Origin of the sequence: Pedococcus ginsenosidimutans, from assembly GCF_039544395.1 — a bacterium.
Taxonomy (GTDB): domain Bacteria; phylum Actinomycetota; class Actinomycetes; order Actinomycetales; family Dermatophilaceae; genus Pedococcus; species Pedococcus ginsenosidimutans.
In genome coordinates, this window is sequence record NZ_BAABLO010000013.1 from 89038 (window position 1) to 108133 (window position 19096).

Genomic DNA, 19096 nt, shown 5'->3' on the forward strand with positions numbered 1-19096 from the left:
ACCCCGATGAACTACAACACCAACCCCGCGATGCACGGTGGCCTCCATGTGCCCGGTCCCTCGAGCCGCTACATCCTGCCGCAGTTCGAGGAGCGCACCTCCTACGGCATGAAGCGCCTCGACCCCTACACCAAACTGTTCGAGGACCGCATCATCTTCCTCGGGGTGCAGGTCGACGACGCGTCCGCCGACGACGTCATCGCCCAGCTGATCGTGCTGGAGTCCCAGGACCCCGACCGCGACATCCTCATGTACATCAACAGCCCCGGTGGCTCGTTCACGGCCATGACGGCCATCTACGACACCATGCAGTACATCCGTCCGGACGTGCAGACGTTCGTCATCGGCCAGGCCGCCTCCGCGGCCGCGGTGCTGCTGTCGGCCGGGGCCAAGGGCAAGCGCTTCGCCCTCCCCAACGCCCGGATCCTCATCCACCAGCCGGCACTCGCCGGTGGTGACTACGGCCAGGCGTCCGACATCGAGATCCAGGCCAACGAGGTGCTGCGCATGCGCACCTGGCTCGAGGAGACTTGGGCCGGCCACACCGGTCGCACCATCGAGCAGGTCCGCAACGACATCGAGCGCGACAAGATCCTGTCCGCCGAGGAGGCCAAGGAGTACGGCCTCATCGACGAGGTGCTCGGCTCGCGCAAGGCCACGCTCGACGACTGACGGTCCGCGCCGTACGGCGCACCGGCGTATGCCGCCCGCTCACCGCCCCCGCGCCGCGTGGGGCTCCGAGCGGGCGGCATCGTCGTCCCCGCCCTCGTCGGTCGCGGAGCCGGCGCCGCGCGTGGCGGCCAGGCTCGTGGCCGTGACCAGGGCGAGGATGCCGACGATGACCCCGAGGGAGACCAGCGTGGGGATCTGCGGGGCGCCGGCCCAGACGCCGTGGGCCCAGTGCAGCACGAGCTTGACGCCGATGAACCCCAGGATGGCCGCGAGGCCGAAGCCGAGGTGGACCAGGCGCGACAGCGCGCCCTCGAGCACGAAGTAGAGCGCGCGCAGGCCGAGCAGCGCGAACGCGTTGGTCGCGAACACGAGGTAGGGGTCGCCGGTGATGCCGTAGACGGCCGGCACCGAGTCGACCGCGAAGACGATGTCGGTGGCGAGGATGGCCACGGTGACCAGGGCGAGCGGCGTCAGGGCACGGCGTCCGCCGTGGCGGTCGGCGCGGCGGACGGTCATGGCGGTCGAGTGGTAGCCGTCCTCGACGGGCATCACCTTCGACAGCAGCCGGACGCTGCGCATCCTGGAGACGTCGATGGTGTGGTCCTTGCCGGACAGGGCGTCCTTGAGCAGCTTGACGCCGGTGGCGAGCAGCACCGCCCCGAAGAGCAGGAACGTCCAGTCGAACGTCTGCAGCATCTGGGCGCCGAGCGCGATGAACACGCCGCGCAGCGCCAGTGCCCCGACCACCCCGATGAGCAGGACCCGCTGCTGCAGCTCCCTGGGCACCGCGAACGCGGCGAGGAGCAGCATGAAGACGAACAGGTTGTCGACCGACAGGGACTTCTCGACGAGGTACCCCGTGTAGTACTCGACCCCGACCGTGCTGCCGTGCTGCGACCAGAGGTAGCCGCCGAAGGCGACCGGGAGGGCGATGTAGAACGCGGACCAGCCCACGGCCTCCTTCATGGAGACCGCGTGGGGTCGTCGGGTGAGCAGGAAGTCGAGCAGCACGAGCAACGCGACGCCGGCGATGCTCACCGCCCACAGGATGGGGGTGCCGATGGAGGCGCCGGTGGCCGGGTCGGCTGAGGCGGCGACGAGGGTGTGGGGGAGCGCAGTGGTCATGGGGTTCCTCGGGCGGGTCGATCCGTCCGAGGTCTCCTTCACCGGGCCCGTGGGCCGCGGCGCCGTCCGGGAGCACCATGGGGTGCTCGTACTGACCGGAGCGGCTCAGGGAAGTACTCCCCTCGTGGTGCACAGGGTACCGGCGCGGGGCCGGCCCACCAACTCGGCGGGTTGTCCGCCCTCAGCGGACAAGGCTGACTCGGGCCCGACTCGGCGGTTTCAATGGAGCGTAGGAGGCCCTCGGCGCTGTAGCGTCGGGGCCGGTGCTGCTCGTCCCGGGCAGCATGCGAACGGAACGGACCGGAGGACGCCACGTGGCACGCATGGGAGAGAGCGGCGACCTGCTGAAGTGCTCGTTCTGCGGCAAGAGCCAGAAGCAGGTCAAGAAGCTCATCGCGGGTCCGGGTGTCTACATCTGCGACGAGTGCATCGACCTCTGCAACGAGATCATCGAGGAGGAGCTCGCCGAGTCCTCCGAGCTGGGCCTGGACGAGCTGCCCAAGCCGAAGGAGATCTTCGACTTCCTCCAGAACTACGTCGTGGGGCAGGACGTCGCGAAGAAGGCGCTCGCCGTCGCGGTCTACAACCACTACAAGCGCATCCAGGCCGGGGAGGCCACGGCGAAGAAGGACGTCGAGTCCGTCGACATCGCCAAGTCCAACATCCTGCTCATCGGCCCGACGGGCTGTGGCAAGACCTACCTCGCCCAGACCCTGGCGCGCATGCTCAACGTGCCCTTCGCCATCGCCGACGCGACGGCCCTGACCGAGGCCGGCTACGTCGGCGAGGACGTCGAGAACATCCTCCTCAAGCTCATCCAGGCCGCCGACTACGACGTCAAGAAGGCCGAGACGGGCATCATCTACATCGACGAGGTCGACAAGATCGCCCGCAAGAGCGAGAACCCCTCGATCACCCGTGACGTCTCCGGCGAGGGCGTGCAGCAGGCGCTGCTGAAGATCCTCGAGGGGACGACCGCCTCGGTCCCGCCGCAGGGTGGTCGCAAGCACCCGCACCAGGAGTTCATCCAGATCGACACGACCAACGTGCTGTTCATCGTCGGCGGCGCGTTCGCCGGCCTGGAAAAGCTCGTCGAGTCGCGCAACGGCAAGAAGGGTCTCGGCTTCGGCTCGGAGCTGCACACCCCGAAGGACCTCGCGGACTCGATCGGTGAGGTCATGCCGGAGGACCTGATGAAGTTCGGGCTCATCCCGGAGTTCATCGGCCGCCTGCCCGTCATCACGACGGTCAGCCCGCTCGACCAGTCGGCCCTGGTGACGATCCTGTCCGAGCCGCGCAACGCGCTGGTCAAGCAGTACAAGAAGATGTTCGAGATCGACGGCGTCGAGCTCGAGTTCACCGACGAGGCGTTGCAGGCGATCGCCGACTCGGCGCTCAAGCGCGGCACCGGTGCCCGTGGCCTGCGCGCCATCATGGAGGAGGTGCTGCTCCCGGTGATGTTCGACGTCCCCAGCGACGACGGCATCTCCCGCGTGGTGGTCACCGAGGAGGTCGTGAAGGACAACGTCCTGCCGACCATCGTCCGCCGCGACGAGGAGCCCAAGCGCACGCGCAAGCGCTCCGCCTGACCCACCGACACCCGTGAGGGGCCGCCCGGACCTCCGGGCGGCCCCTCACGCGTAGGGACGAGAGGTGCGGCGTCAGCCGCGGTCGTCGCGCGACAGCAGGTGGACGGCCAGGGCGAGTACGGCAGCGGCCGCGATCGCGGCGTAGGTGAGCCCCACCTCGCCGGCCACGCCCTGCTCCCCGGCGACGAGGGCCAGCGCCCAGATGGGCAGGGTGACGGCCGCGACGACGGCGCCGCGCCGCGCCCACCGGCGCAGCGCAGCCCGGGGGATCGGCGCGCTGGGCGGCAGGCTCGCGGCGAACGCCGCGCACAGGTGGACGGTGAGCACCAGCCACGCGGCGGCCAGGAGCCGCAGCCACGCGCCCGCGCCCGACGGCACGGGCACGGTCGCCACCCAGTGCAGGACGAGCGCCGCGACGAGCACCGTCGCCCAGGGCGACTCGGGCCGCCACGCGGCCCACACGCTGAGCGGCACGAGCGCGACGGCGGCCACGACCAGCCCGTGCGGTGCCGCGACGAGCGTGAGCCAGACCAGGGCGAGGGAGGCGGCGACGAGCAGCCCCCGCACGGTGGCCTGCGACCGCGACAGCGCCATCGGCCCGACGAGGCGGTCGGACGGCCGGCCGGACGGCCCGGCCGTGGATACGGTGGTGGGGGTGCTCACCGGCTCACCACCCTCGGGGCACGCGAGCGCCGACCGAGGTCGCGCAGCACGAGGTCGAGGGTGCCCGGGCCGGCCCACGGGACGATGGGGACGCCGGCCTCGCGGGCACGGGCCATCTCACGAGAGCGCTCGAGCAGCCGCAGCCGCCACGCCAGCCTGGTCTCGGCGGGGTGGTCGTGGGCGGTGGCCGCGATGTCGGCGAGGCGCTCGGTGGGGATGTCGGGGGTCGCCAGCGCCGCCGGGAGCGTGTCGACGGTGACCACCGAGATCCCGCGACGGGACAGGCCGACGGCATGGGCGAGGACGTCGGGGGAGACCGCCGGGGTGAGGATGACCGCGAGCGTGCCGGCCGAGACGTGGTGCCGCAGCTGGGACCGCAGGCGCTTCTCGTCGCTGACCGTGCCGTCGGCCACCGTCGTCCGGGCCAGGGCGTCCAGCAGGCGGCGCAGGTGGTTGGGACCCGCGGCCGCGGTCACCGGTGGCAGGTCGCGGGCGCCGAGGACGATGAGGCCGACCCGGTCGCCGGCGCGCAGGTAGTGCTCGGCGACGGCACCGGCGGCGCGCACTGCGTTGTCGAGGCTGCTTCCCGATCCGTCCACGCCTTCGCTGCGCCCGATGTCGTGCATCGCGTCGACGAGCAGCAGGATCTCGGTGTCCTGGTCGGCGTGCGTGGCGGTGACGTGGAGCTGGCCGGTGCGCGCCGAGACCGGCCAGTGCACCCGGCGCAGCCGGTCGCCGAAGCGGAACGGCCGGATCTGGTCGAGCTCCCCGCCGTCGCCGGGGTGGTGCGACCGGTTCTGGCCGACGAGGCCGTCGGGGTGCGGGACGGCGACCCGTGCGGTGAAGCTGTCCGGCAGCGGGACCGTCGGGACGGCCGGGAGGGACACCGGCTCGGGCTCCCAGCGGAACGCCCCGAGCGCGCTGGTCAGGGCCACCGTGGCCGGGCCGAGCCGGCGGTGCCCCCACCGGGTGCTGCGGCAGGCGACGGCCAGGACGGCGGGCTCGGCGGAGTGGTTGTCGACCGCCACGGCGACCGACCGTGAGCCGGGGTCGTACGCCGTGTGCGGGGTGGGCAGCAGCGTGAGGCCTGCCTCCTCCACGTCCGGAGTCGGCTCGAGCGTCGCGCGCCACACGGTGGCCTGCCCCTCACGCAGGAGGGGCTGGGTGGTGCGGACCCTGAGCACGGGAGCCGTCGTGGGTCGACGGGCGCTGGACCACAGGGCGACCACCAGCAGCGGCGCCCCCAGCACGAGGGCGTCGGGGCGGCGCAGGACGACGCCGAGGACCACGAGCAGGACCCCCAGGCCGAGGGCGCGGACGTGGGCGGGCGTCACCCGCCACCGCGCGGACAGGAGGGTCCCCGCGGCCTGCGGCTCGTGCGCCGTACCGGACGCAGCCGCTCCGCTCACGGGCGCTCGAAGCCGGTGCGGGCCGAGGAGCCGGTCGCCGCGGGCGTCGGCACCGACGACAGCACGTTGTCGACCACGCTCGCCGCCGACACGTCGTTCATCCACAGCTCCGGGCGGACGGTGACGCGGTGGTCCAGGCACGCGTGCGCCACGGCCTTGACGTCCTCGGGCGTGACGTAGTCGCGACCACGCAGGACGGCGTACGCCCGCGAGGTCAGCAGCAGGGCGAGGGAGCCGCGCGGCGAGGCGCCCATGAGGAGGTTCTGGTGGGTGCGCGTCGCCGCGGCGAGCCGCACGCAGTACTGGCCGACGCCCTCGTCGACCGTCACGGTCTCCACGGCCTGCTGCATCTCGATCAGGCCGGCGGCGTCGGTGACGCGGGCGACCTCCTGCGCCTCCTGGCGCCGATCCATGCGTCGCTGCAGGACGTCCCACTCCTGCGGCGCGGTGGGGTAGCCGAAGCTCACGCGCAGCAGGAAGCGGTCGAGCTGGGCCTCGGGGAGCGGGTAGGTGCCCTCGTACTCGACGGGGTTGGCCGTGGCGAGCACGTGGAAGGGCCGGGGGAGCCGGAACGTCTCGCCCTCGACGGTGACCTGGCCCTCCTGCATCGCCTCGAGCAGCGCGGACTGGGTCTTGGGGGGCGTGCGGTTGATCTCGTCGGCGAGCAGCAGGCCGGTGAACAGCGGGCCGTGGCGGAAGGTGAACTCGTGGGTGCGCTGGTCGTAGAGGAACGAGCCGGTCAGGTCGCTCGGGAGCAGGTCGGGGGTGAACTGCGCGCGGGCGAAGTCCAGCCCGAGGGCCTGGGCGAAGGAGCGCGCCGCGAGGGTCTTGCCGAGCCCGGGGAAGTCCTCCATGAGCACGTGGCCACCCGCGAGGACACCGGCCAGGACGATCTCGAGGCTCTGGCGCTTGCCGACGACGGCGCGCTCGACCTCGGCGAGGATCTCGCCGGCGCGGGCCGAGACCTGGTCCAGGGCCAGGGTGGTGGTCGGGGTCGTGGACTGCGTCACTAGAGCTCCTCCAGGGTGGTGGTGAACGCCTCGAGCCGGTCGCCGGGCAACCGGCTCGGCGGGGGCTGCGTGAGGTATGCGGTGAGGTCGGCCCCGAGGGCGGCGCGGGCCGCGTCCGGGTCGTCGGCGAGGGACAGGCCGCGGCGCAGCCGCAGCTGGTCCACGGCCAGCGCCGACAGGACGGCGTGCAGCCGCCTTCCGGCGTCCGCGTCACCGGCTGAGGCGGCGCGCACGTCGCCGGCGAGACGGCCGAGGCGGGTGTCGACCCCGCGGGGCTGGGCCGGGGTGGTGAAGGTGTGTGACCAGTCGGTCTGGGTCCGCGACTGCCACAGGCCCTGCACCAGCACCGCGATCGCGGCGACGAGGGCGACACAGGCCAGGATGAGCCCGGCGCTCGACAGTGCGGGGACGCTGGTGGTGACGGCCCCGACGACGAGGACGACCGCCAGGGCCAGGAGCACCGCGGGCCCCGCGTTCAGTCCGGCCAGCCTGCGGATCATGCCTGCCCGCCCCGGCGTGCCGCCAGCACCGGTGCCCCGTCCCGGGAGCCACTCCCGTGCACGCGACGCAGGTCGGACTGCACCTGCTGAAGGGCCGCCCGGGCCCGGGTGCGCATGTCCTCGCCCACCGGGTGGGTGGAGAAGCGCGCCTCGCGGTAGAGGGCGGCCAGGGTGTCCAGGGGGGCCCGCTCCACCGACCACGAGCGCAGCACCGTGGTGACGAGCTCGGTCGAGGTGAGGGTGTCGTCCTCACGGATGCCGGCCGAGCGGACGGCGGACTCCAGCGCCACCCAGGCCGCCACGACCGCGTTGGCCGGCGTGCCGGTGGCGAGCAGCTCCTCACCCTCCTCGGCGCCGCGCAGGACCGCCTCCGGCAGGATGCTGCCCGCTGGCACCACGTCAGCAGGCTCGTCGCGGGTCTGCCACCACTGGCGCAGGGCACGCGCCCCGGCCACGAGCACGGCCAGCACGACCAGGGCCAGTGCGATCTCGAAGGCCCAGGTCATGACGGTGACGAACAGCGGCTGTTCCCGTCCGGGGATCCCCGAGGACAGCTTCTCGCCCTGGGAACGGCCGGCCTGCGTCGTGCCGTAGTCCTCACCGGGCGCCGGCGCCTCGTATCCGGACAGGTCGCGACGGGCGAAGATGGCGACGGGTCCTGAGGCGGAGACCCACGCGGCGAGCAGCAGGGTCGCCCCGCCGCCGCCGAGGAGCAGCCGGTCTCGTCGCGTCATGGTGCTCGACCCTAGGCAGACTCGGCGGGTGTCTGCAGGAAGGGCAGGGAATGGGTGACATTTCGTTATCTTTCACGGCGGCCCTTCCGTGCGGACCCTTCCGGCGGCACTTCCCTGCGGACCCGTCACGGCGGGCCGCCACCGGGCGGCTGACGGGACCGGTCCACACCTCGTCGGAGGCCGGCCGATGACTTTCGGTTCCGGTCCGGGTCTGTCCTCGTGTGGCCCTCCCGTGCCTAGGGTGGGACCGAGAACAGCCCGGCGCGGCGGCTCGCGCAGGGGGGACCGACCAGGAGGATGCGATGACGGCGAGCAACGACACGGCCGTGGTCAGGGAACGCCCGGCGGAGGCGGCCTTCCCGGAGCTGACCGACGGCTACCGTCGCGAGCTGACCGCCCACTGCTACCGGATGACCGGCTCCATCCACGATGCCGAGGACCTGGTGCAGGAGACCTACCTGCGCGCCTGGAGGTCGTTCGAGGGGTTCGAGGGGCGGTCCTCGGTCCGCACCTGGCTGTACCGCATCGCCACCAACGTGTGCCTGACGGCGCTGGAGGGCAAGGACCGGCGGCCACTGCCCACCGGGCTCGGTGCCCCGGCGAGCAGCCCGGGGGACCAGCTCGCCCAGTCGAGCGAGATCACCTGGCTCGAACCCGCGCCCGACCCGCTCGTGTCCGGCGAGTCCAGCGACCCCGCCACCATCGTCGCCGAGCGCGAGAGCATCCGGCTGGCGTTCGTGGCCGCCCTGCAGCACCTGCCGGCCCGCCAGCGGGCGGTGCTGATCCTGCGTGACGTGCTGCGCTGGAAGGCCTCGGAGGTGGCCGGCGCCCTCGCCACCACCGAGGCGGCGGTCAACAGCGCGCTGCAACGTGCCCACGCGCAGCTCGCGAAGGCCGACGTCAGCCAGGACACGATGGCCACGACCCTCGACCCCGCCAAGGAGGCGATGCTCGAGCGCTACGTGAAGGCCTTCTGGGAGAAGGACATCCAGGCCATCGTCGGGATGCTGACCGCCGACGCCGTCTGGGAGATGCCGCCGTTCACCGGGTGGTACTCCGGGGCGCAGGACATCGGCAGGCTCATCGACACGCAGTGCCCCGGCGGCGTCCACGACATGCCGATGGTGGCCACGACCGCGAACGGGCAGCCCGCCTACGGCCTCTACATGCGCCAGCCCGACGGGACGTTCGCCCCGTTCCACCTCCAGGTCCTCACGCTGCGCGGCGGCCAGGTGGAGCACGTGGCGGCGTTCTTCGACCCCGACCTGTTCGCCACCTTCGGGCTGCCGGCATCGCTCCCGGCGGACCACGTCGTCGGCACCGGGGCACCGTGACGCTGCCCGGGGCCCCTGCCACGGCCCCGCGGGCGGTCGAGCTGCTGGACCGTGCGGTCGGCTATGCCCGTGGCTGCCTCGCCGGGGTGACCGAGGCCGACCTGGCGCGCCCCACCCCGTGCGCGCAGTGGGACCTGCGCGATCTGCTCGTCCACATGGACGACTCGCTGGCCGCCCTGGCCGAGGCCGCCGGCGCGACCCGCCTCGCCCTCGCGCCCGTACCCGGTCACGGCGAGGCCGACGTGCTGCTCACCAGCGTGCGGCAGCGCGCCTGCAGCCTCGTCGCGCGGTGGGTACCGGCGCAGGACGGGCCGGTGGAGCTCGGCCACGCCTGGCTCGCGCGCGAGGTCCTCGGTGCCGTCGGCGCCCTGGAGATCACCCTGCACGCGTGGGACGTGGCCCAGTCGCTGGGGGCGGACCTCCCGGTCCCGGCCGGGCTCGCCCTCGACCTGTGGCCCACCGCTCGCGACCACATCACCGACGCGGACCGCCCCGGGCGTTTCGGGGAGCCGCCGGCCGTCCCCTGGTCGGCGTCGCCGCAGGCGCACCTGCTGGCCCGGGCGGGCCGGCGGGAGGCCGCTGCCCTGTCGCGCTGAGCGTGCTCGCCCCACCGCCCGACCGCGGTGCCGGGGTGGCTGACCCGGTGCTGGACGCCGTGTGCCGCCACCGGCGAGGATGGGGCCATGGCCTCGGGTTTCCGGTTGCGCGTCGGTGACACCGGGCCCGTCCAGCAGAGCCCGGTCACCTGCGGGTCCGCCTGCCTCACGGTCGCCCGGATGCTCGTCAACCCTGCCTTCGCGCGGTGGATCACCACGGGGGAGGGGCCGCGTGGCGATGCCCCGGCCGGCGCCACCGAGCAGGAGCGCTTCGCTGCCTACGAACGGGTCGTGATGTCACGGACCAACGCGCTGCGCGGGGCCGGGGGCCGGCTCAACCTGCCGTGGCCGCACGCGCTGGGCACCCCTCCGTGGGGCGCCCGGGCCGAGCTCGAGTTCGGCGCCGCCCGCAAGGGGACGACCTACGAGCTCCGCGTCGTCCGCCAGCTGCGGGCCGCCGCCCTGGGGGCGGCGCACCGCTCGCTGGTGGACGTGGTCGCCGACGGTGAGCCCGCCCTGCTCTACATCGGCAGCGCGACCCTTCCCCGGCACGTCACCCTGGTCCTGCCCGGCGACGGCGACCGCTCGCTCGACGTCTACGACCCCGCGAGCGGGCAGGTCACCACGCTGGACGAGGCACGGTTCGCCGGGCACCAGCTGGGCATCGCCGGCTGGGACGTCCCCTGGTTCACCGTGCAGCCGGACGGGCTGCGGCGGGTTCAGGCCTTCGGCTTCTCCACCGGGATCAGCTCGGCGTCGCGGACCTCCGGGGTCTCGGCCTCGGCGTAGGTCGGGGTCGCCGTGATGCGACCGGCTGCCCGCAGGTCGGCCTCGGCCTGCTGCACCCGGCCGGTCCACGCGGCCGGACCGGCGAGGACGAGCGAGGCGACCTCGGCGCGCATGCCGACCTTGGCCTCCGACTTCGCCTTGCGGACCCCAGCCAGGGCCTCGCCGACCGCCGTGAGGACGGCCGGGTCGCCCCCCTCACCCGCGGCGAGGTCCTCGACGGTCGGCCACGCGGCGCGGTGCACCGAGCCCTCGTGCCACCACGACCAGACCTCCTCGGTGACGTAGGGCAGGAACGGGGCGAGCAGCCGCAGCAGCACGTCGAGCGCGGTGCGCAGCGCCGCGCGGGCCGAGGCCGCGGCCTCGTCGCCCTGGCCGCCGTAGGCGCGGTCCTTGACGAGCTCGAGGTAGTCGTCGCAGAAGGTCCAGAAGAACGTCTCGGTGACCTCGAGCGCACGCGTGTGGTCCCACGACTCGAACCCGGCCGTGGCCTTCGAGACGACGTCCCGCAGCTCGGCCAGCATGGCGACGTCGAGCGGGTTCGTCACCGCCGCCGTGAGGTCGCCGTCCACCTCCCCGAACGAGAGCGCGAACTTCGTGGCGTTGAGGACCTTGATCGCGAGGCGCCGGCCGACCTTCATCTGCCCGGTGTCGTACGCCGCGTCGGCACCGAGGCGGCCGCTGGCCGCCCAGTAGCGGACGGCGTCGGCGGAGTGCTCCTTGACGACGTCCTCGGGCGTGACGACGTTGCCCTTGGACTTGCTCATCTTCTTGCGGTCGGGGTCGAGGATCCAGCCGGACAGGGCGGCGTGGTGCCACGGCACGGAGTCGAACTCGAGGTGTGAGCGCACCAGCGTCGAGAACAGCCAGGTCCGGATGATGTCGTGCCCCTGCGGGCGGACGTCCATCGGGAAGACGTCGGCGAACAGCTCGGGGTCGTCGCGCCAGCGCCCGGCGATCTGCGGGGTCAAGGAGGACGTGGCCCAGGTGTCCATGATGTCGGGGTCGCCGACGAACCCACCCGGCACGCCACGCTGCGACTCGTCGTAGCCCGACGGGGCCTGGGCGGCCGGGTCGACGGGCAGCTCGTCCTCGGACGGCACGAGCGGCTTGTCGTAGACCGGGTCGCCGGCGTCGTCGAGCGGGAACCACACGGGGATCGGGACACCGAAGAACCGCTGGCGCGAGACGAGCCAGTCGCCGTTGAGCCCACTCACCCAGTTCTCGTAGCGGGCGCGCATGAAGGCGGGGTGGAAGTCGACCTCGCGGCCGCGGGCGATGAACTCGGCATTGAGCTCGCGGTCGCGCCCGCCGTTGCGGATGTACCACTGCCGGGAGGTGACGATCTCGAGCGGCTTCTCGCCGCGCTCGTAGAAGTTGGCCTTGCGCTGGGTGGCCTTCGGCTCCCCGTCGAGGTCGCCGGACTCGCGCAGCGCGGCAACGATCGCCTCGCGGGCGCTGAAGGTCGTCCGGCCCGCCACGTGCTCGGCGAACAGCGCCTCACCGGGACCGCCGGCGACCCACTCGGGGACCTCCTGCTGGATCCGGCCGGAGCGGGTGATGATCGAACGGGTCGGCAGTTGCAGCTCGCGCCACCAGAGCACGTCGGTCAGGTCGCCGAAGGTGCAGCACATGGCGATGCCCGCGCCCTTGTCGGGCTCGGCCGCCGGGTGGGCGACGACGGGGACCTCCACCCCGAACAGGGGCGAGGTGACCGTGGTGCCGAACAGCGCGGCGTACCGCTCGTCGTCGGGGTGGGCGATGAGGGCCACCACCGCCGGGATGAGCTCGGGGCGGGTGGTCTCGATGTGGATCGGGCCGTCCGCGCCGTGGAACGCGACGCGGTGGTAGGCGCCGGGGTAGTCGCGAGCCTCGAGCTCGGCCTGGGCCACGGCGGTCTGGAACGTGACGTCCCACAGGCCCGGCGCCTCGGACTGGTAGGCCTCGCCCCGGGCGAGGTTGCGCAGGAACGCCTGCTGCGCGGTGGCCCGGGAGTGGTCGTCGATGGTGCGGTAGGAGATGTCCCAGTCGAGCGAGAAGCCCATGCGGCGGAACAGGCTCTCGAAGGCCTCCTCGTCCTTGACCGTCAGCTCGTCGCAGAGCTCGATGAAGTTGCGGCGCGAGATCGGCAGGGTGTCGGCAGCCTTGAGGCTCTTGGCGTCACCGCGGTGCGGGGGCTCTAAACCCTCGACGTAGGGGAGCGTGGCGTCGCCGCGGACGCCGTAGTAGTTCTGGACCCGCTTCTCGGTCGGCAGGCCGTTGTCGTCCCAGCCGATCGGGTAGAAGACCTCGAACCCCGCCATCCGCTTGTAGCGCGCCATGCAGTCGGTGTGCGTGTAGGAGAACACGTGACCCATGTGCAGCGAGCCCGAGGCGGTGGGGGGAGGGGTGTCGATGGAGAAGACCGCCGAGCGCCCGCGCTCGTGGGCCGCAGCCCGGTCGAAGGCGTAGGTGCCCTCCTCGCGCCATACCTGCGACCACGTGTCCTCGAGCCCGTCGATGGAGGGCTTGTCGGGGATCGTGGCAGCGCGCGGCGTGGAGGGTGCGTCGGTCATGGCGTGATCTTCCCATCCCGGTTCGTGCGCTGACCAACCGGTGGTGCGGGTACTGGTGGGTCCGCGCGGGCGGTCAGGCGGCGCGGCGCCGGCGGGCCGGCCGCAGCGCACCGCCGAGGGCCAGCGCGACGAGGGCGCTCACCCCGAGCAGCGACCACCACAGCGCGGCGGTGCGCTCGGGTGAGTGCGGGTCGGGCACGGCGCGCAGGTCGAGGGCGGGCTTGGGCGCCGCGGCGACGGGCGGCCGGGTCGCCCCGGGGGCCACCGGCCCGCTCACGCTGCCGTCGGTGAGGGCGGTGAGGGCCTCGTAGGGCTGGATGAGCCCCCAGCCGGCGGAGTCGTCGCGGTTGGCCCGCTGGTCCCGGGAGGCGGTCGCCTCGAGGCGGTGCTTCCAGCCTGCGGGGCCCTCGGTGGGGAAGCGCTCCGCGAGCAGGGCCGCCGCCGCGCTGACGTACGCGGTCGCGAAGCTGGTCGACTCCTCCTCTTCCTCGAGGACGCAGTCGCCGGCGCCCTTGAAGGTGGTGAGGATGCTCGTGCCGGGCGCGGCGACGTCGACGTGCGGCCCGTGGATCGAGCCCTGCCCGACGAAGTCGCCCCGGTCGACCGCCGCGACGGCCACGGCCTGGGGGTAGGCGCCGGGGTAGCGGGGTCCGTCGCTCTTGTTCTCGGACACGTTGCGGTTGCCGGCCGACGCGACGACGAGCGCGCCCTTGCTCGTGGCGTACTCGACGCTCGAGCGCAGGGCGTTGTTGCTCGTGGGGGTGCTCATGGAGACGTTGATGACCTTGGCGCCGTGGTCGGCGGCGTAGCGGATGCCGACGGCGATCCGGTCGGGGCGCGGGCCCACGCCGTCCTGGCGGCTCCGCTCGTCGTCGGCGTAGAAGACCTGCACGGGCATGACCTTGGACTCCGGTGCCAGCCCGATCACGCCGGAGCCCGAGACGACCCGCGCGGCGATCTGGCCGGCGATGGCAGTGCCGTGGCCGACGGCGTCCGTGGTGGGCCGGAGGCCGGGGACGAACGACTTCCCGGCCGTGAGGGCGCCCTTGAAGTGGGCGTTGCGGGCGTCGACGCCCGAGTCGACGACCGCGACCGTCACGCCCTTGCCGGTCGCGAGCGTCCAGGCGTACCGCGCGTTGAGGCGCTGCAGGGCAGGCGGCTCCTCCTTGACGTAGACCGTCTTGTCGTCGGTGCACTGCGCCGCGGCGGCGGGGGAGGCGGTGGCCACCGCGAGTCCGCTGCCGGCGACCAGTGCGGCGGCGATGCCACCGGTGAGCGCTCGACCGAGCCGGGGGCGACGGGTCACGGGCGTCATTTGGAGCCGGTGGAGATGGCGCCCTGGGCGGCGGCCACGCTGAGCGTCGGACCGGAGCGGAACAGGTCGACCCACGGCTGCGGGACGGGCACGACGTCCTTGGCGGAGTAGCCGAGGCGGCCCAGCACGTCGTCGCCGCCCTCCACGGTGTAGGCCGTGGCGGTCTGGTCGACGACCAGCACCGGCCCGCGGTTGATGATGTTGTCGCCGATCGCCCGCACCAGGGCTCCCGACCCCGCGGCGACCTCGGTGACGCGGCCGTCGCCGGGCTCGACCTTCGGCGCGGTGCTGAGCGCGGTCTGGGGGAGTGTGTTGGGTCCGGAGGTGAGGGTGGCGCACGGGGCGGCGTCGAGCGCCTGCGGGAGCTGCTCCGGCCACTGCGAGGGCACGATGGAGCGGTCGGTGGTCTTCAGCGCGGCGATCTCGGCCGGGGTCACCTGCAGGTCGGCACCGATCTTCTGGCCGGTGCCGATCTGGTAGAGCGCGTAGGCGAACGGCGACAGCAGCGCGAGCTCCCCGGAGGGCAGCACGACGTAGCGGCGAGGGGTCTCGCCACTGTCCTTGACCGCGAGGACGGACCCCACGACGGCGCCGGGCGGCAGGCCGGGGAGGGCCTTGCCCGCGTCGGGGATGGTGAGCGGCCCGAGCGTCGGGCCCTGGGGGAACAGGCTGGTCCAGGAGGCCGGCGCCGGGATGGGGGTCGAGGCGTCGAGCCGCAGCTGGCGCAGCACGGAGGCAGCTGCGCCGGCAGCGACGGGCAGGCGGGTCTGCCCCGTGACGACGAAGACACCGCCGGCGGTCGTGACCACCGTGGCCGAACCGGCTGCCGCCGTGCTCTTCGCTGTGGGGTCGACGACGGTCCGGGTCGCGCCGTCCTGCGCGAGGCACGACACCCAGCCGGTGCGGGTCAGCCGTGCCGAGGGCGTCAGCGAGTCGGGTGCCCCCAGGATGCCGATGGCTGCGCCCCGGGGCGTCGTCGCGATCTTGTCGTCGTCCACGGTCACGACGTCGAACGAGCCGGCCGCGATGAGCAGCCGCGCACTGGTGGTGTTGATGACCGGGTAGAGCGTCTTCTTGATGGCGACGTAGCGGGCGCCGCTCTTCTTCGCGATGACGAGGTGGTTGTCGTCCCAGCCGTTGGGGAGGCTGGGCTTCAGCGCACCGGTCACCAGCCCTGCGACCCCGAGCAGCACGGTCACCGCGATGCCACCCACGATGGCGCGCAGGGGCCGTTGGGGCTCGACCTCGCGGCCGCCCGGGGCCCCCGCGACGAAAGCCGTCGTCAGCCTGCGCCGGCTGAAGGCCTGGGCCTCGACCAGATCCTTCTTCGTGGCCACGCCCGGTTCCTGCCTTTCGCGGTGGTTGGTCCGACCCGGGACACCCTAGGGGTGGATCCGGGTGCGTGGTGAGGGTGGCCCGTCGACGCGACGGGCCACCCGGTGGTGCCGTCGGTGGGCTCGGGGTGCGCCCCGGTCAGTGCCGGCGCGCGTACCCCGGCACCAGCCGGCGACGGGCGCCGAGCAGCAGCGCCCCGGCGATGAGCAGGCCGCCGGCGTAGGTGCCCATGGTCGAGATGTCGGAACCGGTCCGGGCGAGGGAGGAGGACCCGGCGGCCGCTGCCGACGGGACCGCGGCGTTCTGCTGCGTCCGGGTGGCGACGGCGTCCGCGTAGTCCTGGTTGGCGCACTCGAGGGCGCCGCAGTTGTCACGGCTGCCGACGTTGCCCTCGACGGCCACCGGGCCGGTGCCCAAGGTGCCGGTCGGGGCACTGCCGCCGCCGTTGTTCCCGTTGCCGTTCCCGCCCCCGTTGTTGCCGTTGCCGTTCCCGTTGCCACCGCCGGAGTTGCCACCGCCGGAGTTGCCGCCGCCGTTGTTCCCGCCGCCGTTGCCGGGGTCAGGGACGACCGGGCCGGTGCCGGTCGGGGCGGAGCTCGTCGTGGTCGTGGTGGACGGGTCGTCCGTCGGCTGGGTCGTGCTCGAGCCGGACGTGTCGGTCTCGGTGGGCAGGTCCGGGATCGTCGTGGGGAGCTCGACGCACAGGCGGTGCCCGGGCAGGTTGCACAGCGGGTTGTCCGGGGCGTCCTCGGCCGTGGCCTCGGCCGTGGCGGCCGGCGACGGGGCGCAGGCCTGCGGAGCTGCTGCGGCGGAGCTGTCGGCAGTGGCGGCGTCCACCGATCCCTCGAGGGACGCGGCGTCCGCGGCCGCGGACGGTGCTGCCGTCGCCGTGGCGAGCGCGGCCGGGGCGATCGTCGTGGTCACGCAGGGCGTGGCCCCTTCGGCCTGGGCCGACTGCTGGCCGATGAGCACCAGGCCGGAACCGGCCAGGACAGATGCAACGAGCGCAAGCGTGCGCCGAGTGTGGTTCACGTGTGGGTCCCCCTGGACATGTCGTGCGTGGACTGGCCTACCCCTGGTTCGCCCCCGGGGCGAGTCGCGAGCGATTCTAGGGGAATTGCCGTGGAGTGGCACATAAACCCCAAGAGTCTGGATTCGACCCCGGGCCGGGGTGCCTCAGAAGACGTGTGCGGCCAGCGCCGCGAGGGGCAGGACGGCCACGAGGCAGACCCCGTCGACGGCGTCCGCGACCCGGCCGAGCCGCACCCGGGCGCGGGGCGCGACCAGGGCGAGCCCCACCACGACCGCTGCGGCCGCGGCCAGCGCCACACCCATGAGCGGGCGCCAGTCCGGGTGGCTCAGGGCGGCGCTCACTCCGACGACGGCCAGGCCGAGGATGCCCACCACCATCGCGACGAGGACGGTCGCCCGCGTACGGCTGTGGCGGGTGCGCAGCAGGACCGCACTGAAACCGACGGCCCCGAGGACGGTGCCGACCCACCCGGCGGCCGCCACGAAGGGAGCGGCGAGCAGGGACACCAGCCCGGCCGACACCGAGAGACCGAGGAGCAGGTCGTGCCCGGCCACGACCTGGCGGCGCACCGCCCGGCTGTCGACGGCGGGGGCGTCGGCGAAGATCTCGGACTCGGTCCGCGGCGGGTGCGTCGTGAGCCGGCTCGAGGACACCGAGAACCACGGGATCAGGTTGCCGGCGATGACCGCCACGGCGAGGACGAACGCCGCGACGCCACCGACGGGCAGGCCCGCGTAGGCGACGAGCGCCCCCGCGACGGCCATGACGAGGCCGGTGGTCGGCCCGACCGCCACAGCCGGGCGGTGGTCGCGGACCACGGCGAGCCCCAGGGCGCCGATGAGGGTGGTCGTGGCCCCGGCGAACAGCAGCGGCTCGGCCCACACGCTGCCGTCGGCAGGCACCGCGAACCCGGCCACCGCGGCGTACAGGCAGGCGACCAGCGCCAGGGCGGCGCCGGACATCGGCTGGCGGCGGGCGTGGGACAGGACCGCCGCCGCGACGACGAGCAGGACGGCCACCGCACCCGCGACCCCGACGACCAGCAGGCCGGTGGTGCGGGCCGTGAACAGGGCCACGACGCCGGCCGTGAACAGGGCCACCGCCGCGCCGAGCGCGGTACGGGCGCTGTTCTCCGGCGTCCACGGGGCGAACGAGGACTCGACCAGGTCGGCCACGGCCTCGACGACGTCGTCGTAGACCTTGAGCTCGACCGGGTCGCCGGCCGGCTCGAGGGACAGCACGAAGCCGTCCTCGATGCCCTGGGCGGCAAGGCTGCGGTCGGGCTCCACCGGCATGCCGTCGTGGCGCACCAGCCTGAAGCCCCGGCTCGCGGTGCCCGGGTCGAGCTGCCCGAGCTCGCGGGCCAGCTCGGGCACGAGCTCGGCGACGGGTATGCCGCCGGGCAGCCCGAGGTCGGCCCGGCGGGTTCCCGCCGTGACCGACAGTCGGATGAGCGAAGCGGTGCTGCTGCCAGTGCTGCCGGTGCTCACGGTCACGAGGCCCCTCCCGGTGACGAAATGTCTCGAAGGCCCCGGTGGGGGCCGACACGCAGCATAGGGGGGGAGTTCTCCCCATGTTGCGCCATACCAAACGTTGCTACTCTCTCAAATCGGACCTCGGGGGGACGTTCTTTCCAGGTCCGGTCCCATGAGGTCACGAGTGGGAGAAGCGTGCCCCGACGGGGGGCCACAAGTGGAAGTTGGGAGGCACCATGCTTGCTGCTGGAGATGGCGTACTCAATAAAGGCGCCGGAATCGTCAGCGACTACAGGGGTCAGCTCGATGGTGAGCTGAAGTCCCTCGAGGGACGCCTGCAGGGTCTGCAGCACCAGTGGAAGGGCCAGGGCGCCTCGTCGTTCCAGGCGACCTTCACCCGCTGGAAGGAGGACTCGCACAAGATCATCGCGGCGCTGTCCACGTTCGAGGAGAACCTGCGCCAGACGCAGAGCACCTTCACCGAGCGTGACGAGAACGCCGCGTCGGCCATGAAGAACAAGTACGGGGGTATGTGAGCCATGCTGGTTGACCACGGAGGACTGAGCGCAGCTGCCGGCGACATCGCCCAGGGCGCGGGCAAGATCGAGAGCAAGCTCAACGACATGGACCAGGCGCTCTCGCCGCTGAAGAGCGAGTGGGACGGTTCTGCCAAGGAGGCCTACACCCAGGCCAAGCAGAAGTGGACCCAGGCCATCACGGACATGAAGCAGGTGCTGGCGGAGATCGGCCAGGCCGTCGAGACCAGCAACGAGGACTACCGGGACGGCGACAAGAAGTCCGCCGGCCTGTTCCAGTAGGTCCAGTCGCCACGGTCGTGCCGGAGCCCGCACCCCGCGGGCTCCGGCACGTGCCGCGACCACTGGCCCGACGCGACGGCCACGACACGCACCAGCAGACTTGCCCGCAGGCCACAGGGGGCCCACGGGACACGACCAGGGGGAGAA

At 73.1% G+C, this 19096-nt stretch carries 18 protein-coding genes; 7 read left to right on the forward strand and 11 right to left on the reverse strand.

Translation table 11 applies throughout. The annotated features are described in order from the left end of the window. Positions 1 to 6 precede the first annotated feature (6 nt). Positions 7 to 672 carry an ATP-dependent Clp protease proteolytic subunit gene (locus tag ABEA42_RS17345; protein ID WP_345505132.1) on the forward strand — a complete coding sequence of 222 codons (666 nt, stop codon included), beginning with the start codon at positions 7 to 9 and terminating at the stop codon, positions 670 to 672. Positions 673 to 711: 39 nt separating this feature from the next. Here the strand turns inward: ABEA42_RS17345 and ABEA42_RS17350 are convergent, their stop codons facing one another. After that, on the reverse strand, positions 712 to 1797 hold the full coding sequence (locus ABEA42_RS17350; RefSeq protein ID WP_345505133.1) for a TerC/Alx family metal homeostasis membrane protein: 1086 nt from the start codon (positions 1795 to 1797) through the stop codon (positions 712 to 714). A 314-nt stretch (positions 1798 to 2111) separates the two neighbouring features. On the opposite strand from ABEA42_RS17350, the gene clpX reads away from it, so the two are divergent. After that, a complete protein-coding gene (gene clpX, locus ABEA42_RS17355; protein WP_345505134.1) occupies positions 2112 to 3386 on the forward strand; it encodes an ATP-dependent Clp protease ATP-binding subunit ClpX in 1275 nt (424 codons plus the stop codon). 72 nt (positions 3387 to 3458) lie between these two features. Here clpX and ABEA42_RS17360 read toward each other — a convergent pair whose 3' ends face one another. The 5 genes from ABEA42_RS17360 to ABEA42_RS17380 are packed head-to-tail and all read right to left on the reverse strand — an operon-like array spanning position 3459 to position 7702. Continuing rightward, complete coding sequence (locus ABEA42_RS17360; protein ID WP_345505135.1) at positions 3459 to 4049, reverse strand: hypothetical protein; 591 nt, start codon at positions 4047 to 4049, stop codon at positions 3459 to 3461. Next, entirely contained in the window at positions 4046 to 5458 is a 1413-nt protein-coding gene (locus ABEA42_RS17365) for a DUF58 domain-containing protein (protein ID WP_345505136.1), read from the reverse strand. The genes ABEA42_RS17360 and ABEA42_RS17365 overlap by 4 nt, the downstream gene beginning before the upstream one ends. Then, on the reverse strand, positions 5455 to 6468 hold the full coding sequence (locus ABEA42_RS17370; RefSeq protein WP_345505137.1) for an AAA family ATPase: 1014 nt from the start codon (positions 6466 to 6468) through the stop codon (positions 5455 to 5457). The genes ABEA42_RS17365 and ABEA42_RS17370 overlap by 4 nt, the downstream gene beginning before the upstream one ends. Then, positions 6468 to 6968: a hypothetical protein gene (locus tag ABEA42_RS17375; protein WP_345505138.1), complete on the reverse strand. Its 501-nt coding sequence runs from the start codon at positions 6966 to 6968 to the stop codon at positions 6468 to 6470. Before ABEA42_RS17375 ends, ABEA42_RS17370 begins: the two co-directional genes overlap by 1 nt. After that, entirely contained in the window at positions 6965 to 7702 is a 738-nt protein-coding gene (locus tag ABEA42_RS17380; protein ID WP_345505139.1) for a DUF4129 domain-containing protein, read from the reverse strand. Before ABEA42_RS17380 ends, ABEA42_RS17375 begins: the two co-directional genes overlap by 4 nt. Before the next feature lie 302 nt (positions 7703 to 8004). On the opposite strand from ABEA42_RS17380, the gene ABEA42_RS17385 reads away from it, so the two are divergent. The 3 genes from ABEA42_RS17385 to ABEA42_RS17395 all read left to right on the forward strand — a co-directional run bounded on the left by ABEA42_RS17385 (position 8005) and on the right by ABEA42_RS17395 (position 10421). Then, complete coding sequence (locus ABEA42_RS17385) at positions 8005 to 9036, forward strand: sigma-70 family RNA polymerase sigma factor (protein WP_345505140.1); 1032 nt, start codon at positions 8005 to 8007, stop codon at positions 9034 to 9036. After that, positions 9033 to 9632 (forward strand): maleylpyruvate isomerase N-terminal domain-containing protein, encoded by a 600-nt coding sequence (locus ABEA42_RS17390; RefSeq protein WP_345505141.1) that lies wholly within the window; start codon positions 9033 to 9035, stop codon positions 9630 to 9632. The genes ABEA42_RS17385 and ABEA42_RS17390 overlap by 4 nt, the downstream gene beginning before the upstream one ends. 87 nt (positions 9633 to 9719) lie before the next feature. Continuing rightward, positions 9720 to 10421 carry a hypothetical protein gene (locus ABEA42_RS17395; protein ID WP_345505142.1) on the forward strand — a complete coding sequence of 234 codons (702 nt, stop codon included), beginning with the start codon at positions 9720 to 9722 and terminating at the stop codon, positions 10419 to 10421. Here ABEA42_RS17395 and valS read toward each other — a convergent pair. The 5 genes from valS to eccD form a co-directional block, all read right to left on the reverse strand. Then, positions 10352 to 12973, reverse strand: coding sequence for a valine--tRNA ligase (gene valS / locus ABEA42_RS17400; protein ID WP_345505143.1), 2622 nt, complete (start codon positions 12971 to 12973; stop codon positions 10352 to 10354). The genes ABEA42_RS17395 and valS overlap by 70 nt on opposite strands. Before the next feature lie 73 nt (positions 12974 to 13046). Continuing rightward, positions 13047 to 14279 (reverse strand): S8 family serine peptidase, encoded by a 1233-nt coding sequence (locus tag ABEA42_RS17405; RefSeq protein ID WP_345505144.1) that lies wholly within the window; start codon positions 14277 to 14279, stop codon positions 13047 to 13049. A gap of 5 nt (positions 14280 to 14284) precedes the next feature. Further along, the gene (gene eccB, locus ABEA42_RS17410) at positions 14285 to 15625 is read right to left on the reverse strand and encodes a type VII secretion protein EccB (RefSeq protein ID WP_345505145.1); all 1341 of its coding nucleotides are present in this window, start codon (positions 15623 to 15625) and stop codon (positions 14285 to 14287) included. Positions 15626 to 15761: 136 nt separating this feature from the next. After that, positions 15762 to 16655 carry an LPXTG cell wall anchor domain-containing protein gene (locus tag ABEA42_RS17415; protein ID WP_345505146.1) on the reverse strand — a complete coding sequence of 298 codons (894 nt, stop codon included), beginning with the start codon at positions 16653 to 16655 and terminating at the stop codon, positions 15762 to 15764. Between the two features lie 144 nt (positions 16656 to 16799). Further along, on the reverse strand, positions 16800 to 18152 hold the full coding sequence (eccD, locus tag ABEA42_RS17420; protein ID WP_345505147.1) for a type VII secretion integral membrane protein EccD: 1353 nt from the start codon (positions 18150 to 18152) through the stop codon (positions 16800 to 16802). A 215-nt stretch (positions 18153 to 18367) separates the two neighbouring features. Between eccD and ABEA42_RS17425 the strand changes: the two genes are divergently transcribed. Both ABEA42_RS17425 and ABEA42_RS17430 read left to right on the forward strand, forming a co-directional pair. After that, the gene (locus tag ABEA42_RS17425) at positions 18368 to 18667 is read left to right on the forward strand and encodes a WXG100 family type VII secretion target (RefSeq protein WP_345505148.1); all 300 of its coding nucleotides are present in this window, start codon (positions 18368 to 18370) and stop codon (positions 18665 to 18667) included. A gap of 3 nt (positions 18668 to 18670) precedes the next feature. Continuing rightward, complete coding sequence (locus ABEA42_RS17430) at positions 18671 to 18949, forward strand: WXG100 family type VII secretion target (protein ID WP_345505149.1); 279 nt, start codon at positions 18671 to 18673, stop codon at positions 18947 to 18949. Positions 18950 to 19096 lie beyond the last annotated feature (147 nt).

Excerpts from the sequence above, each read along its gene's own strand:
- ABEA42_RS17345 (WP_345505132.1), top strand. The coding sequence starts at position 7 with ATGAACTACAACACCAACCCCGCGATGCACGGTGGCCTCCATGTGCCC.
- ABEA42_RS17350 (WP_345505133.1), bottom strand. The coding sequence starts at position 1,797 with ATGACCACTGCGCTCCCCCACACCCTCGTCGCCGCCTCAGCCGACCCG.
- ABEA42_RS17375 (WP_345505138.1), bottom strand. The coding sequence starts at position 6,968 with ATGATCCGCAGGCTGGCCGGACTGAACGCGGGGCCCGCGGTGCTCCTG.
- ABEA42_RS17380 (WP_345505139.1), bottom strand. The coding sequence starts at position 7,702 with ATGACGCGACGAGACCGGCTGCTCCTCGGCGGCGGCGGGGCGACCCTG.
- ABEA42_RS17385 (WP_345505140.1), top strand. The coding sequence starts at position 8,005 with ATGACGGCGAGCAACGACACGGCCGTGGTCAGGGAACGCCCGGCGGAG.
- ABEA42_RS17395 (WP_345505142.1), top strand. The coding sequence starts at position 9,720 with ATGGCCTCGGGTTTCCGGTTGCGCGTCGGTGACACCGGGCCCGTCCAG.
- valS (WP_345505143.1), bottom strand. The coding sequence starts at position 12,973 with ATGACCGACGCACCCTCCACGCCGCGCGCTGCCACGATCCCCGACAAG.
- ABEA42_RS17425 (WP_345505148.1), top strand. The coding sequence starts at position 18,368 with ATGCTTGCTGCTGGAGATGGCGTACTCAATAAAGGCGCCGGAATCGTC.
- ABEA42_RS17430 (WP_345505149.1), top strand. The coding sequence starts at position 18,671 with ATGCTGGTTGACCACGGAGGACTGAGCGCAGCTGCCGGCGACATCGCC.